The sequence below is a fragment of the Paramagnetospirillum kuznetsovii genome, from assembly GCF_003284725.1.
In the GTDB taxonomy this organism is placed as follows: Bacteria; Pseudomonadota; Alphaproteobacteria; order Rhodospirillales; family Magnetospirillaceae; genus Phaeospirillum; species Phaeospirillum kuznetsovii.
Genome location: NZ_PGTO01000015.1, coordinates 42,038 through 57,684, shown reverse-complemented (window position 1 = coordinate 57,684; position 15,647 = coordinate 42,038). Strand labels below are relative to the sequence as shown.

Annotated in this window: 15 protein-coding genes; 4 read left to right on the top strand and 11 right to left on the bottom strand. The window is 64.3% G+C overall.

What is annotated here, in order from left to right; translation table 11 throughout:
• The 5 genes from CU669_RS15990 to metC all read right to left on the bottom strand — a co-directional run bounded on the left by CU669_RS15990 (position 1) and on the right by metC (position 5,472).
• A complete protein-coding gene (locus CU669_RS15990; RefSeq protein ID WP_112146506.1) occupies positions 1-1,689 on the bottom strand; it encodes a methyl-accepting chemotaxis protein in 1,689 nt (562 codons plus the stop codon).
• Between the two features lie 219 nt (positions 1,690-1,908).
• The gene (locus tag CU669_RS15985; RefSeq protein WP_112146504.1) at positions 1,909-2,658 is read right to left on the bottom strand and encodes a DUF6901 family protein; all 750 of its coding nucleotides are present in this window, start codon (positions 2,656-2,658) and stop codon (positions 1,909-1,911) included.
• Between the two features lie 123 nt (positions 2,659-2,781).
• A complete protein-coding gene (locus tag CU669_RS15980; protein ID WP_112146502.1) occupies positions 2,782-3,729 on the bottom strand; it encodes a nickel/cobalt transporter in 948 nt (315 codons plus the stop codon).
• Positions 3,720-4,301: a DUF1007 family protein gene (locus CU669_RS15975; protein WP_239988748.1), complete on the bottom strand. Its 582-nt coding sequence runs from the start codon at positions 4,299-4,301 to the stop codon at positions 3,720-3,722. Before CU669_RS15975 ends, CU669_RS15980 begins: the two co-directional genes overlap by 10 nt.
• Before the next feature lies 1 nt (position 4,302).
• Positions 4,303-5,472, bottom strand: a complete 1,170-nt coding sequence (metC, locus tag CU669_RS15970; protein WP_112146499.1) for a cystathionine beta-lyase — start codon at positions 5,470-5,472, stop codon at positions 4,303-4,305.
• Positions 5,473-5,788: 316 nt separating this feature from the next.
• Between metC and CU669_RS15965 the strand changes: the two genes are divergently transcribed.
• Positions 5,789-6,229, top strand: a complete 441-nt coding sequence (locus tag CU669_RS15965; RefSeq protein WP_112146497.1) for a hypothetical protein — start codon at positions 5,789-5,791, stop codon at positions 6,227-6,229.
• Positions 6,230-6,423: 194 nt separating this feature from the next.
• Here CU669_RS15965 and sseA read toward each other — a convergent pair whose 3' ends face one another.
• The 6 genes from sseA to CU669_RS15935 form a co-directional block, all read right to left on the bottom strand.
• The gene (gene sseA / locus CU669_RS15960; protein WP_112146495.1) at positions 6,424-7,281 is read right to left on the bottom strand and encodes a 3-mercaptopyruvate sulfurtransferase; all 858 of its coding nucleotides are present in this window, start codon (positions 7,279-7,281) and stop codon (positions 6,424-6,426) included.
• A gap of 42 nt (positions 7,282-7,323) precedes the next feature.
• Positions 7,324-8,325: a cysteine synthase A gene (locus CU669_RS15955; protein ID WP_112146561.1), complete on the bottom strand. Its 1,002-nt coding sequence runs from the start codon at positions 8,323-8,325 to the stop codon at positions 7,324-7,326.
• Positions 8,326-8,388: 63 nt separating this feature from the next.
• A complete protein-coding gene (locus CU669_RS15950; protein ID WP_161539682.1) occupies positions 8,389-8,802 on the bottom strand; it encodes an HI0074 family nucleotidyltransferase substrate-binding subunit in 414 nt (137 codons plus the stop codon).
• A complete protein-coding gene (locus CU669_RS15945) occupies positions 8,790-9,095 on the bottom strand; it encodes a nucleotidyltransferase family protein (protein ID WP_112146493.1) in 306 nt (101 codons plus the stop codon). Before CU669_RS15945 ends, CU669_RS15950 begins: the two co-directional genes overlap by 13 nt.
• Before the next feature lie 9 nt (positions 9,096-9,104).
• Entirely contained in the window at positions 9,105-11,321 is a 2,217-nt protein-coding gene (locus tag CU669_RS15940) for a xanthine dehydrogenase family protein molybdopterin-binding subunit (RefSeq protein ID WP_112146491.1), read from the bottom strand.
• Positions 11,318-11,818: a (2Fe-2S)-binding protein gene (locus tag CU669_RS15935; RefSeq protein WP_407671599.1), complete on the bottom strand. Its 501-nt coding sequence runs from the start codon at positions 11,816-11,818 to the stop codon at positions 11,318-11,320. The genes CU669_RS15940 and CU669_RS15935 overlap by 4 nt, the downstream gene beginning before the upstream one ends.
• Positions 11,819-11,947: 129 nt before the next feature.
• Between CU669_RS15935 and CU669_RS15930 the strand changes: the two genes are divergently transcribed.
• From CU669_RS15930 to CU669_RS15920, 3 genes are read left to right on the top strand one after another with little or no spacing between them, the layout of a single operon-like run.
• Positions 11,948-13,819 (top strand): sensor domain-containing diguanylate cyclase, encoded by a 1,872-nt coding sequence (locus CU669_RS15930; protein ID WP_112146487.1) that lies wholly within the window; start codon positions 11,948-11,950, stop codon positions 13,817-13,819.
• A 51-nt stretch (positions 13,820-13,870) separates the two neighbouring features.
• Entirely contained in the window at positions 13,871-14,572 is a 702-nt protein-coding gene (locus CU669_RS15925; protein WP_161539681.1) for a class I SAM-dependent methyltransferase, read from the top strand.
• The gene (locus CU669_RS15920; protein WP_112146483.1) at positions 14,569-15,630 is read left to right on the top strand and encodes a hypothetical protein; all 1,062 of its coding nucleotides are present in this window, start codon (positions 14,569-14,571) and stop codon (positions 15,628-15,630) included. The genes CU669_RS15925 and CU669_RS15920 overlap by 4 nt, the downstream gene beginning before the upstream one ends.
• The last annotated feature ends 17 nt before the right edge of the window (positions 15,631-15,647 follow it).

The window sequence follows — 15,647 nt, the reverse complement described above, 5'->3', positions numbered from 1 at the left end:
TCACGCCGCCCGCACGTCGCCCAGGAACTTGTCCACCATGGATTTCAGGCTCGAGGCTTCCTGGGCCAGCGAGCGGGCGGAGGACAGAACCTGCTGGGCCGCCGCGCCGGTCTCCGAGGCGGCCTGGGTGACGCCACCGATATTCTCGGCGATTTCCTTGGTGCCGGTTGAGGCCTGCTGCACATTGCGGGCGATTTCGGCAGTGGCCGCCGATTGTTCCTCCACCGCGGAACCGATGGCGACGGCGATCTGGTTGATCTCGTCGATGCGTCCGACGATGCCCCGGATGGCGGAAACCGCTTCGCCGGTGGCGGTTTGGACGGCGCTGATCTGGGAACTGATCTCGTCGGTGGCCCTTGCGGTCTGGTTTGCAAGGTTCTTGACCTCGCCGGCGACCACGGCGAAGCCCTTGCCGGCATCCCCGGCCCGCGCCGCCTCGATGGTGGCGTTGAGCGCCAGCAAGTTTGTCTGGCTGGCGATGTCGTTGATCAGATTGACCACCTCGCCGATTCGGGTCGAGCTTTCCGCCAGACCCTGCACCGAGCTGTTGGTGCGCGCCGCCTCTTCCGCCGCCGCCTGGGAAATGCGGTTGGAATGGGAAACCTGCTGGCTGATCTCGCGGATGGAGGCGGACAATTGCTCCGCCGCCGTGGCGACGGTTTCCACGCTGGCCGACGCCTCCTCGGTGGCGGCGGCCACCACGTTGGCCTGACGGTTGGTCTGATCGGCGGTAGCCGACATGGATTGCGAGGTGGCTTCCATTTCGGTGGCCGCGCCGGAAACGGTTTCCAAGGCGCCGGAAACGCTGCTGTCGAAAGTCGAGGTCATGGCTTCGATGGCCTTGGCCCGGCGTTCCCGCGCAGCCTGCTCGGCGGCCTGCTCCGCCGCCATCTGGTCTGCCCGGATGGCGTTGTCCTTGAACACCTGCACCGCTTCCGCCATGCCGCCGATTTCGTCGCGGCGATCGCGGGCGGGAATCTCAATCCCCTTGTCGCCGTCGGCCAGCCGCCGCATGGCCGCCGTCATGCTGGTGATCGGTGCGGCGATGGCGGAGCGCAGAGCCAGCCATAGCATACTGGTCAGCACGATCGCGCTGACGAGCAGGGCGATGGTCACCCATTTGGCGGACTCGTAGCTGCCATGCTGGACGGCGGCGGCGGCGGTTGCGCCATCCCGGTTCAGGGCGATGGCTTTCTCAAGAATGTCGTGCGCCTTGGAAAAGACGGGGCGGCTTTCCGATTTTATCATTTCGTAAGCGGCTTCATTCTGGTTCTGGCGTGAAAGCATGAGCATTCTGTCGCTCACTTCGATGTATTTGCCGAATACGCTTGAAAAATCATCATAGAGGGCGCGTTCATTGCTGCTCGAAATGAGCGGCTCATATTTCTTGCGCGTATCGACGATCTCTTTGCGGATCTTTGAGATCTCGACGTCCATCCCGGCGATCTCGGCCTCGGCGGTGGCCAGCACATGAGACAGTTCGTAGCGGCGATGTTCCAGAATCTGCTTTTCCAGCAGCGCCAGGGTCTCGACGCTGGGCATCCAGTTTTCGCTGATATCGTCGGCCGCCCGATTCATGTTCGACATCTGCATGTATGACAGGGCGCCGTTGGCGACGAACAGGAGCAGAAGGATGCCAAACGCGGACGATAGCTTGAGCGGAATAGGCAGGTTGCTGAGCATGCGCATGGCGGAGTCCTCGGGGGCTGAAGCGATCTGGCGCACCTTATTGCGATATAAATATGACTAAAGTTGCGTGTGTAGATCAACAGAAAATAAAAATGATTTGCGTTCGCAATTATACTGGCTGCAATTGACAATGAGTTTGATCGGGCGGGCAGGCTCTGGGCGGTGAATGCCGCGCCGGTCCGGGCACCGGACGGGCGTGTTCGGCGGCGTCACCCGGTCTCAATTAACCAGGGTGCCGCCTTCGATGGCGAAGGCCTCCATGATGTCCTCGAAGCCCCCGTCGATATTGTCAGGGGCGATCTGGGCGAAGAGATCGAGGATGATGACGGCGTTGAGCGCCGCATCGCGCTTGACGCCCGCCCGCAGCCGCTCTGCGAGGCTGGCGTTCATCACGGACAGATGCTGGTACTTGGTTTTCAAGCCGTCCAGGCTGACGGCTCCGCCCTGGCCGGACAGGGTCTGCTGGACATGGGACATCAGCAGCCAACTGGCGAAGGAGCGGTACAGCGTCTCCTGCTCCTCGGCGAAGGGCATGTGAAAGCGCGCCATGGGGCGCAGGAACTGGGTCAGCGGGCAACCCGACGTGGCGCAGACAAGGCCGATCAGCGATGCCATGCCGCTTTGGAAGGTGGTCTTGGCGACGATGGTGCGCTGGGCGGTTTCCACCTCGACCACCGTCTTTTCGTGGGACACCCGGCTTTCGAACAGCGGCAGGAACATGGCGATCCCCAAGGCCGCCGGGCAGTACTCGCAATCATCGGAAAGTGTGCAGTTGGAGCAGCGGTTGTAGGGGAGCTTCGCCCAGGACGGCCGAGGCGCCGCATCGGGCACCACCAGCTTGAAGGACGTCTTCTCGAACAGAAGATCCACCGGCATGGGCTTTTCGGCATTGGCGAAAAACCGGTAGGTGATTCGCTTGTGATCATTCGCCAGGAGAGCCTGACCAGAACAATCGAGGGGAGCCATCATCGTCTCCTGCCATACCTGCTGTATCACCCAATAATCGGATGATACCCCAGATATTGCAGTGCACGCAATAAGGCGACACCATTAGCACCTTTGCACCGGCATCGATACCTTTGGTATGGTATATCAGCCACCAAGCGAGGGGCCGTTGACGACGGCTCCCACCAGCAATACGACACCCAAAAGGGTAATGGCCAAGGCGCCGGTCAGGGCCAGACCGGTGCGGATGCGGCCACCGATCGCCTTGTCGCCGAAGCGTGTCTCGATCAGCCGATTGAGGCCCAGGGCGCCCATGCCGATGGCGGCGATGGTGATGGCGACGCCCAAGCCCATGGCGAAGGTGGCCAGAACGCCCACCAGCATCATCTCGTTGGCGAAGCAGAACAACAGCACCAGGATGGCGCCCGAGCATGGCCTAAATCCCACCGCCGCCGAAACGGCGAACAGCGTGTTGCGTTCGGCGCGGGGATCGGTGATCCGCACCGGGGCGTGGTGATGGTGGCCGCAGCAGGCTCCGTCGTGATCATGATGATGGCTATGATCATGGCCGCAGCCCTTGCCGGTGGCGGTTCGCCAGCACATGACGGCGCCGAGCCCGGCGATCATGGCGTAGGAAGCCACTTCCAGCCAGCCAGCGCTGGCCAGCACGTCCTTGGGGGTCAAGGCCAGAATTCCGGCCAGGGCCAGCACCACCGCGATGGCCGAGGCCGACTGGACCATGGCCGCGATCAGGCTGGCGATCAGGCCATGCATGATGCGGGCGCGGCGGGTGGCGAACCAGCCCGCGATGACCACCTTGCCGTGCCCCGGTCCGATGGCGTGGAAAATGCCGTAAAGGAAGGCGGCCAGCACGATGGCGGTGGCCGGTTCCCACGACCCGGTTTCCTTCATGGCGGCGAGATGCTGGCGCATTTCGCCGTTCAACTGGCGCTGCAAGGCAAAGGCCCAACTGGCCAGTGAGCGCAGCGGCTCGGGCAGGTCGCCGCCGGGCGCCGCGCCGCCGCCTGGGACCAGTGCGGCTTGGGCCAAGCGGGGCAGCAGTGTCAGGACGGCGGCGGGAAAGGCTATTCGCATGTGACGGTCGCCCGCTTGGGCGTGACCACGCCGCCGAAGATGGTGTTGCCGTGGTCGGGGGCGATGGTCACCTTGCAGCCCTGGGAGCCCTCGCCGTTCAGGGTGGCGGCTTTGTCGTTGGGGAAGTCCATGTCGATATAGAAGGTCTCTTCATAGGTGGTGACGCTGACCGCATGCTTACGCGGGTCCACCGGTTCGGGAAAACTCAGCCGGAAGGCATAAAGCAGGGAATCCTTCATGCCGATGACGTTGAAGTCGGTGGCATCCTTCCACTGGATCGGCTTGCCGTCCACCTGGCCATAGGTGAAATAGCTCTGATCCTTGGTGTCGCGAAAGGCGTTGGCCTCGATGTCCCTGATCTCGGCGGCGTCCAGCTTGCCGTTCTTGTTCTTGTCGAAATCCTTGAACAAGGTGCTGCTGTAGACCGGGTCGAACTTCCAGCCCATGAACAGGCTGACGATCTTGCCGTCCTTGAATTCCACAAGGGCGTGGACATCCACCAGGACATGGGGATGGGCGCGGGCGGGCAGGGTGGCGAGAAGGAACAGGAGAACAAGGGCGGCAAGACGCATCTCAGCCGCCCCCGGCCAATCGCCCGAAGCCCTTTTCAAGATCCTCCTGAAGGTCGTCGGCGTCTTCCAATCCGGCATGGAAGCGCAAGGATGGACCAGCGGGTGTCCAGGCGGTGGCGGTGCGGATGATGGAATGGCCCGAGGTGGGGATCACCAGACTCTCGAAGCCGCCCCAGGAAAAGCCCAGCTTGAAATGCTCGTAGCCGTCCAACATGGCATCCACCGCCGCCTTGGCGGCAGGCTTCAGGACCACCCCGAACAAGCCGCAGCCGCCGGAGAAGTCGCGCTTCCACAAGGCATGGCCGGGGTCCGACGGCAGCGGCGGATACAAAATCCGGTCCACCTCGGGCCGCTTCTCCAGCCAAGTGGTCAGGCGCAGGGCACTGGCCGCGTGCTGGCGCAGCCGCACCGCCAGGGTGCGCAGGCCGCGCAGGCCCAGATACATCTCCTCGGCGCCGGGGCTATGGCCGAAGGTGGCGACCGAGGATTTCACCTTCAGCCACAGGTCCGGGGTGGCGCAGGTGATGCTTCCCAGCATGGCGTCGGCGTGGCCGACGATATATTTGGTGGCGGCCTGGATGGAGATGTCGATGCCCTTGGCGAAGGGCTGGAAGGTCAGCACCCCCCAGGTATTGTCGATCATGACAATTGCCCCCCCGGCATGGGCCACTTCGGCGATGGCGGGAATATCCTGGACCTCGAAGGTCAGCGAGCCGGGGCTTTCGGTGAACACCACCTTGGTGTTGGGGCGCATCAACGCCTTGATCCCGGCACCGATCAGCGGATCGTAATAGGTGGTCTCGACGCCAAGCCCCTTCAGAACCTCGTCGCAGAACTTGCGGGTGGGGAAATAGGCGGTATCGACCATCAGCAGATGATCGCCGGTCTTGAGGAAGGCCATCAGCGCACCGGTAATGGCGGCCAGACCGGACGAGGTCGCGACGGCGCGGTGGCCGCCTTCCAACTCGGCGACGGCTTCTTCCAGGGCGAAGGTGGTCGGTGTGCCGAAGCGGCCGTAGCGCACGCCCTCGAACGGCGTCTTGCCGCTCTTCTCCATGGCCGCCACCGAGGGATGGAGGATGGTGGAGGCGTGGAAGACCGGCGGATTGACCGCGCCGTCGAATTTCTCGGGGTGGCGGCCGGCGTGCAGGATGCGGGTGTCTTTTTTCATGGCGCTCGAACGGAAAAATAATGGCGGCCGAGCATGGTGACTCGCCGCCGGGTCAAGGCCAAGTGTTGTTTTGGACTAGGAGAGCGCCGAAATCAGCGCCGCCAGCAGCACCATGGCGGTCGCCGCCACCGCGAGGATCAGGGCGCCGCCGTCCTGCGTCGCAACACGCGCTTTTGCCTTACGGTTCCGCATGGACTGACCTCCTCGCACTGTCTGACTCCAATATGGACGTGAATGGGGGAGACATCAATACGCGCGTGCGACTCTTTCGCGACGGTGATAGATGCTGGTGTTGATTTGATCGCGGGAGATCCTCATGCGCCGCCTTGTCCTCTTCATTGCCGCCCTAGCCTTGTCGTTGCCGTCGCTGGCTTGGGCGGACAGCCGCAAATTGGTCGAGATGCCGCCCATGATGCGCGACCACATGCTGGCCAATATGCGCGATCATCTGCGCAGCCTCGATCTGATCCTGGAGGCTCTGTCCAAGGGCGATTCCAAGGGAGCGGCGGAACTGGCCGAATCCAAGCTGGGGATGTCGTCGCTGGACGCCCATGGTGCCGAGCACATGGCGCCCATGATGCCGCTGACCATGCGCGAAATCGGAACCGCGCTGCATCATGCCGCCAGCCGCTTCGCCGTCACCGTCCGCGACGCCGAATTGGAACCGCCGGACAAGGCGGCGCGCCAGACCTTCGCTGCCCTGCGCGAGATGACGGCCGCCTGCGAGGCCTGCCACTCCCTGTATCGCCTGAGATAGCCGGGAACATGCCCAGGGGCGCTGCGCTCTCCAAGCTCTCCATGGGGCTGCAACTCATGCGGGCGAGACGCCCGCGCTCCAAGTAGAGCACCATTTCTGGGAGCGCGGGCGTCTCGCCCGCATTATCCCCGGAACGAGAACACCCCCGCCGTTTCCGGCGGGGGTGTCGTTCGTTTAGCCATGAAAAAGCCCGATCAGCCCTTTTCGATGGGGGTGTCGTCGCGATTGCCCCATTCGGACCACGAGCCGTCATAGATGGCGACGTCCGGATGTCCCAACAGGTTCAAGGCCAGGGCGACGGTACAGGCGGTGACGCCAGAGCCGCAGCTGACCGTGATGGGCCGCTTTGGGTCGATTCCGGCGGCGTCGAAGCGGGCCTGCAACTGCTCGGCCGGCAGCATGCAACGGGTCTTGTCGTCGATCAGATCGGCGAAGGGCACGTTGATGGAACCGGGAATATGGCCCAGATGCTTGGCGGGACGCGGCTCGGGGGCGTCGCCCTTGAAGCGGGCGGACGCGCGGGCGTCCAGCACCTGCTCGCGGCCCGATTCGATATTGGCCTTCACATGGTCCAGGTCGCGCACCAGCAGGTGATTGTAGTGGGCGATGAAGTGGCGGGTGCGCGGCACCGGCGGCAGGTCTTCCACCTGACGGCCCTCGCGCAGCCATTTCGGGAAGCCGCCGTCCAGCACCGAGACATCGCGGTGGCCGAAGGTGCGGAACATCCACCACACGCGGGCGGCGGCGCTGGCGAAGCCGGTGCCGTCATAGATGACGATCTTGTTGCCGTTGCCCAGGCCCAGCTTGCGCACCTTGCTCGAGAACTTCTCGGGCGAGGGCAGCATGTGGGGCAGGTCGGTGTCGGAATCGGCAATCTCGTCGATGTCGAAGAACGTCGCGCCGGGAATATGCTCGGCGTCGTATTCCTCGCGCGCGTTGCGGTTCTGCGCGCCCATGTACCAACTGGCGTCCACGACGCGGACATCGGGCGCGCTGAGATGACTGGCCAGCCACTCGGTGCTGACGAGAGCGTCCGGATTCGGGTAGGTCATACGGTGGTTTCCCCTCGCTCGCTTGGTCTTATCTGGTCTTGCTCACCCCAGCCAATCGGGCACCGGCAGATCGCGCTCGCGCAGGAAGGCAGGGTTGAACAGCTTGCTTTGATAGCGCGTACCATAATCGCAGAGCACTGTCACCACCGTGTGTCCGGGACCGAGCATGCGGGCGACCTTGATGGCGGCCATGACATTGATGCCGCTGGACCCGCCCAGCACCAGCCCTTCTTCCTTCACCAGATTGAAAATCAACGGTAAAGCCTCCTCGTCGGTGATCCGAAGCTGATCGTCGATGGGGGCGTCGAGCAGATTTTTGGTAATTCTGCCCTGACCGATTCCTTCGGTGATGGAGGTGCCCTCCGCCTTCAACTCGCCATGGGCATAGTGGTTATACAAAGCCGAGCCCATGGGATCGGCCAGCACGATCTTCACATCGCGGTTCTTCTCCTTCAGCGCCATTCCGGTCCCGGCCAGGGTGCCGCCGGTGCCCACCGCGCAAGTGAAGGCATCCACCTTGCCGTCGGTCTGGCGCCAGATCTCCTGGCCTGTGGTATGGAAATGGCCCATGCGGTTGGCGGTATTGTCGAACTGATTGGCCCACAGCACCCCGTTGGGTTCGGACTTGGCCAGTTCGGCGGCCAGGGTTTCGGAATAGCGGACGTAATTGCCGGGATTGGCGTAGGGAAGCGCCGGAACCAGGCGGAGGTCGGCGCCGATCAGGCGCAGCATGTCCTTCTTTTCCTGGCTCTGGGTCTCGGGCATGACGATGACGGTGCGATAGCCCAGGGCATTGCCGACCAGGCAGAGGCCGATGCCGGTGTTGCCCGCGGTGCCCTCGACGATGACGCCGCCCGGCTTCAACAGCCCCTTGGCCTCGGCATCGCGCACCATGGCCAGGGCGGCGCGGTCCTTGACCGATCCGCCGGGATTGAGAAATTCCGCCTTGCCGAGAATCGCGCAGCCCGTCTCCTCGGAGGCGCGCTTGAGGCGGATCAGGGGGGTGTTGCCGATGGCGTCCAGGAACCCGTCGCGAATATCCATCATGATTGGTGTAATTTCCGGCTAATTAGCATCTGTCTAATGTAGCTTCGCCGAGGGTTGGGATCAAGGCTTCTGCTCGCGGCCAACGCGATTGCGCAACGCGGTCAGCCAGAAACCGAGCAGCGCCGCATGGGCCGGAATACGAGTGGCAAGCTCGACGGCTAGCTTCTCGTCATAGGCATGTACCGTGAGATTGCGATCGGTGATCATCGCCATGATCTGCTCGGCTTGCTCATCATTGAGCAGACCTGCTTTCCAGCAAGACTGGATCACCGCCCTGGGGGTCGCGACATCAATGGATTCGTAGAGATTCAGGACGCGCTGGGCCGCTTTCCATGTGGTCTCGAAGCTGTAGACGAAACGAAGGATGGTTGCGTCCCGTGTCACGACCGCGTCGCCATATGGGCGAGAGACGAGTTCAATCAAAGTTGCGCAGGCTCTGCCCGCGACCTCGAGCTTTTGGTCTAGGCGGTCCACTCCACGGCCTCCGCCATCACACGAGCGCGGAAGGTATCCGAGACATCGGCCAGATCGACCACATCCACATCGCAAGGAATACAACTCGACTCGATGGCTTCATCGATGGCGGCGCGTGCCATTCCGGAAAGTCGGGCCTTGGCTTCGACGGCAATGTCGATATCGCTAAATCGAGAGGCATCGCCTCGGGCGCAAGAGCCGAACAGCCACACTCGCGCGCCGAAGGGCAGCGCCGCGTGGGTTACACGCAGGCGGGCTTCCTCGATCCAGCGTCGGCGAGCCTCGGTCATCATGATGCAAGCCTATCCTAATTTGTCCTTGGCGTCAGCCTCCGCCAAGGCCGCCTTCACCCGTTCCGGGGTGATGGGAACCGTCCTGACCCGTGCCCCGCAGGCATCGAAGATGGCGTTGGCCAGGGCCGCCGGGATGGGGGTCGCCGCCGCCTCGCCGCCGCCCATGGGCGGCTGGTTGGGCTGGTTGATGAGGTCGACCGTGATGTCGGGGATGTCGGCGAAGCCTAGGATGGGATAGCTGGCCCAGTCGGTGCTGGTCACCGCCTTGGTGTCGAAGGTGACCTCCTCCAGCAGGGTGCGCGACAGGGTCTGGATGATGGCGCCCTCGATCTGGAGCCTCAGCGCATCGGGATTGATCACCAGCCCGCAATCATGGGCGCAGGCGACCCGGCGCACGGCGACCTTGCCGCTGTCGCGATCCACCGAGACTTCCATGGCCACGGCCACATAGGTCTCGGAGTGCTTGTAGTGGACATAGGCGACGCCACGGCCCACGCCATCGGATTCGGGGTTGGGCGACGGGCGCGGCTTCCAGCCGATCAGCGATGCGGCCCGGCTCAGCACGATGATGCCGCGCAGATCCTTCAGCATCTGCAGCCGCGTGATAAGGCCGTCCACCTTGGCCTGGTTGCACAGCTCGTCGAAAAAGCCCTCGACCGCGAAGGAATTGGCGATCTTGCCCGGGGCGCGGATATTGCTGGGCCGCAGCGGGGCGTCGGCCAGCCAGTTGACCTTGACCTGGACGGCGGCGACGCCATAGGGCGGATCGCCGTTCTGGGTGATCAATCCGGTGACGAGCCCCATGGGCTGGTCGATCCCGGCGGCCTGGGCGGCCAGCAACGGCACATTGGGCAGACCGGCGGTGGCCTTGGGCAGCCACATCTCGGTACGCCAGCCTGCGACGACGCCGCCTTCCATGGGAGTCGCCTCCAGGGCCAGCAATTGCGGCGGTCCCTTGGGATCCCAGCCCAGTTCATCCTCGCGGCTCCACTGCACGCGGACCGGCTTGCCCACCGCCTTGGACAGCAGGGCGGCATCGGCGCAAGCGTCGTCATGGCCGTTCATGCCATAGCAGCCCGAGCCATCCAGATAGATCAGCCGCACCATGTCCACGGGCAGGCCCAGCATGGCGGCATAGGCGGGCCGGAAACGGTGGGTGGCCTGGGAGGCGGTCCACAGCGTGGCGGAATCGGATTTCACGTCGGCGACGGCGCAACTGGGCCCCATGGAGGCATGGGATTGCACGGGCCAGTAATACTCGGCCTTTAGAACCGCGACGTCTGGATCGGCAAGCGCCGTGGCGGCATCGCCCTTGGAAACGACGATGTCCTCGCCGACGAAGGGACCGGCCTTCATGGCGTCCCGCACCGCCTCGTGGCCGATCAGGTTCTCCGTTTGCGACCAGGTGGCCTTCAAGGCGTCGGCGGCGCGAAGGGCGTCCCACTCGCTGGCGGCGACCACGCCGAGGAAGTCCTTGATGCGGACGATGCGCACACCCTTGAACGCCTTCAGCGCGGACTCGTCCACGCCGAGCAGCGACGCCCCCACGGCGGGCGGGCGGATCACCTTGCCGTGCAGCATTCCGGGTAGCCTGAAATCGTGGACATAGGTGTGGCGGCCGGTGACCTTGGCGGGCACGTCGGGCCGGGGCAGGGGCTTGCCCACCACCTTGTAGGAAGCGGGGCTGCGCAGCGGCGCCTTGGGGTCGAGCTTGAGGCCGAAGCCGTGCTCGCCCACCAGGTCGCCGATGCCCAGCGAAGGGCCTTCGCCGGACAGCGAACGGACGTCGCCGTCGACGATATCCAGGCCGTCCTCGGGGACATCAAACCGCGCGGCCGCAAGCCGGATCAGCGCTTGGCGGGCGGTGGCCGCCGCCTGGCGGATCTGAACGCCGCCCTTGGCGATTCCGGTGCTGCCCGCGGTGGGGCCTTGGTCGGGGGTCAGCGCGGTATCGCCTTCGATAAGGGTGATGCGCTCGACTCCGAGTCCCAATTCCTCGGCGGCCATCTGCGGGATGGCGATGCGCAAGCCTTGGCCGAGATCGACCTTGCCGCAGTAGACGGTCACCGAGCCGTCGGGTGAAATGGCCAGGAAGCCGTCCAATTCGGTGGCGTCCACCGTCTTGGCCATGGCCGCTTGGGCCGGACTGGGGCGGGGCAGGGCGAAGCCGACCACCAGGGCGCCGCCAGCCCTCAGCAGATCGCGGCGAGACAGGACGGCGGTCATGGCTGCGCCCTCCCCGAGGCGCGCATCACCGCGCGCAGGATGCGCCGATGGGTGCCGCAGCGACACAGATTGCCGGCAAGGGCCTGCTTGGCCTCGTCCAGGCTGGGTTCGGGAGTGCGGGCCAACAGCGCCACGGTGGCCATCACCATGCCGTTGGCGCAATAGCCGCATTGGGCGGCCTGTTCGGCGATGAAGGCCGCCTGGACCGGATGGGGGGTCTTGATGTCGCCCAGGCCTTCCAGGGTGGTGATGGATTTGCCCGCCGCTTGCGCCAAGGTCACTTGGCAGGAGCGGACGGCCTCGTTGTTCATCAGGACGCTGCAAGCGCCGCACTGACCCTTGCCGCAGCCGAACTTGGCGCCGGTCAGACCGAGATCATTGCGCAAGACATAGAGAAGCGGGCGATTGGGGTCTCCCGCCACTGTTCGCTTCTGTCCATTGACGGCCAGGGCAATCCCGGCGGCGGCTTTCTTGTTCACGGCGGCTTTGGTTGGCACCCTATCCTCCCGGACGGTGAAGACCTGACTATGGCGTGGCTCCGACGCGGCGGCAATGCCTGTCGCGAAAATGGAAATGCAACCCTTTATGCATGAGGCGATCCATGCTTATTGTACGGATCGGAGCGCATGGTCGACGAGGTGAATGTGGCGAGAGGGTCGTTAACCGCCAAGGGTGGGTGGCTTTCCATCGCCGTCATTTGGACGGCCCTGCTATTGCTCACCATTCACGTCTATATCGATCTCAGTCGATCCTATGCCGATGCCAGGGAGCGCGGCATTCGCCTCGCCACCTCCTATGTGCGTTTGGTGGCCGAGCACGCGCTGGGCACTTTCGAGCGGGCCGACATGGTTCTCGAACAGGCGGTCAAGCTTCCCACCACCGCCGATATGGCCGCGTCCAAGTCGCTGGACCCGATGCGCCGCAGGGATTTGGAAAGCCGGTTGGTCGCCTTGCAGTCCAAGGCGACCGCCATCGTCTCCATGACCATGACCGATCAGGACGGCACCGTTTTTGTCAATTCGGTGGGCACGCCGCCGGGCGGCAGTCTGGGAGACCGCGGCTATTTCCTCGAATTGAAGGCGGGGCCGGGAGACGGGCCGGTGGTGTCCGAGGTGGTGAAGGGCAGGGTCTCCAATAAATGGGGGATTCAGGTTGCCCGCCGCATCGTCGGCCCCAAGGGCGAATTCGCAGGCATGGTGGTCGCCAATATCGGCATGACCAGCTACATGGAAGGCTTTTACGGCGGTTTGGCCTTGGGGCCGGGCAGTGTCGTCTCGCTGCGTGACGGCAAGCACCGACTTCTCGTTCGCCATCCCGTCTCGGAAAGCCTGTTCGGCAAGGTGATAAAATCCGATGGGGCGGCGCAGATCCTGGACAGCGGCGACGACGAGGGCTGGTTCGATAGCGTTTCGCCCATCGACGGCGCCAAGCGTGTCGCCGCCATCAGGAAGCTGCCGAAATACGACATCTACGCGGTGGTGGGCATCGCCGAGTCCGAAGTGATGGGCGCGTGGTCCAAGTCCCGTGATCAGGCCATCATCATCCTCGCCCTTGCCCTGCTGGTGGCGGTGGTCGCCACCGTGATGTCGTATTGGAAGGGGCAACTGGACAAGACCTTGGGGGCGCAGTTGTCCTTCCAGGACGCCTTGCTGGAAACGCTGCCCATTCCAATTTTCGCCCGCGACCGCGACGGCAGATTCGTTACCTGCAACATGGCCTATGAAAGCTTCTTCGGACGACCGCGCGCAAGCCTGTCAGGGCGGACCATTTTCGAGGTGTTCCCCGCCGATGTGGCGCAATCCTATGCCGCCTCCGACAACGAGATTATGTTGGGCGCGGGCAACAAGACCTACGAGACCGACTTGGCCCGCGCCGACGGATCGGTGCGCAAGGTGATCATCGACAAGGCGCGCTACGACGATGCCGAGGGTAAGCCCGCCGGAATCGTCGGCACGGTGATCGACATCACCGAGCGCCAGACCATGGAGACCGAGTTGCGGCGCCTTGCCACCACCGATCCCTTGACCGGTGTGGGCAATCGCCGCCACTTCCTCGATCTGGCCGCCACCGAACTCAGCCGCGTTCAGCGCCATGATCGCAAACTCAGCGTCATCATGTTCGACCTGGACCACTTCAAGCGCATCAACGACGGATACGGCCACGGGGTCGGCGACGATGCCATCAAGGCGGTGGCCGATAGCTGCGTCGCCACCTTGCGCGATATCGACGTTGTCGGTCGCATGGGAGGCGAGGAATTCGCCATCATGCTGCCCGAAACCGAGTTGGAACCGGCCCTTGAAGTCGCCAAGCGGCTGCACGATAAAATCGGCGAAATCACAATTCGGACCGACCGAGGGACGCTGACTCTCACGGCCAGTTTCGGCGTTGCACAAGTGAAGGAAGAGGACATGGATATCGATGCCGCCCTGCGCCGCGCCGATGCCGCCATGTATCAGGCCAAGGAAGCCGGACGCGACCGGGTCTTCGTTGGCGATTGACCGTCTTGGCGACCCTCCGCTAAACCGTAGCGACGGCCAGCGGGAGAAAATGTGTTGAACGAGCAAGCGCCGGGCTTCTACGGCACCTATGCCAGTCACAAGGGCTATGCCACCCCATCGGTCGGGTCCAAGCAGATAAGCCGTTTCGACCGGGAAATCTGGGGGCCCGCGGCTTGCGCCCCGGGCATGTCCTATCTGGAGATCGGCTGCGGCACCGGTGCGTTCCTGGCCTATCTGCGGGCCAAGGGGGTGACGCGGCTGTTGGGCATCGACCACGACCCCGCCCTGGCCGAGGTGGTGCCTGCCGAAGTCCGGGGCGACTTCGCCTGCCGCGACGCCCATGACGTGCTGGCCGATTCGGGCCTGGGGCCGTTCGACCGAGTGGTCTTGTTGGATGTCTTGGAGCATTTTTCGCCGGAAGAGGCGCAACGCCTGCTGCAATCCATTCGTGGCCGCCTTGCCCCCGGCGGCAAGGTGGTGGTCAAGGTGCCCAATGCCGGGGCGCCCTGGGGCCTGCAATACCAATTCGGCGATTTGACTCATCGCACCGCCTTTTCGCCCATTTCGCTGCGCCAATTGGCCGATGCGGCCGGTTATGGTCCGGCCGTGATCTACGCCCAGCGGCAAGGCTCGCGGCGGCGGATGATCACCGATGCGCTGGTTCATCGCTTCCTGTCCTGGGCGCTGCTGACGCCGCCGGAATTCTGGAGCGCCAACCTCTATGCCGTGCTGTCGCTGAAGTCGCCGCCATGAGCTGGGCGGCCGTCAAGGAGCGGCTGATGCTGACCGCATTGCCGATCCTTGTGGTCTTGCTGTTGTTCATGACGCGAACCGTGACGGTGCCCGAAGCGGATCTGGCGACCTTGGTGGATGGTCTGCGAGTGATCCAGGGGGAGGCGGGACGCCCCATTTCCGCCTTCGTCGCCCTTGTGATCCGGCTGATGCATGCGGGCGATCCCACCGGCTTGGTGGTGGAATCGGTCATGGGCGATCCCCGGTCCCATTGGCGCGTGGCGACCGGAAGTCTTTATCCGCTTGTCGGTCTGGCTCTCGCATGGAGCGGGGCTGCGGTGTTCGCCCTGACGGGCCGCTTGGCTCCGGCCCTGCTGGCGCAGTGTGCTCCGCTGCTGTTTCCGTGGGTGATCGGCGGGGCGAGCAGGCTCCAGCCTGATCCGATCTTGATGATTGCCGTTTGTCTGCTGGTGGTGGCGGCGGTCCGGGTCATGCGGGCCGAGGCGTTGGAGGACCGCCATGCCGGGTGGCTGGGGCTGATCATCGGAATGGGAGTGGCCGGCAAGGGGAGTTTCGCGGCATTGGCGCTGGTTCCGGTCTTTCTGCTCGATCGCCGCCGCGCCCTGGTGATCCTGCCGCTGGCCGCCATCCTCGCCACCGTGATCCTTTCGGCGGCCGACCCGTCGCTGCTGGCGCTGGGAGGCCGGATAAGGCCCGACGCCGTGGCGGCCCTTCTCGCCGACAATCCCCTGTTCGCCGTGATCCTGGCGGCATCGCTCATGGCCCTCATGGGCTATTTCCGACTGAGGCGGCGCGGGCTGATCGCGGCCCAGCCCCTGGCGCGTCTGCTGACCGGCATGGTGGCGGCGCAATTGGCCCTGGCGGTCTTGGTGGGCGGACGGCGCGACGAGGTGGATCTGTTGCCCGCCCAGATCCTATGCGGACCAAGCCTTGCCGCCTTGTGGAGCCTCAGTGCCCTGGTCTTTCCCCCCCCCGATCACCGCCGCTTCTGGCGGGCGGCCTTGGTGGCCGTGGGAATGCTCGGACTGCGGACCTTGTGGATTTTGCATGGTGAATGACCGGTTTGCGCCACTGG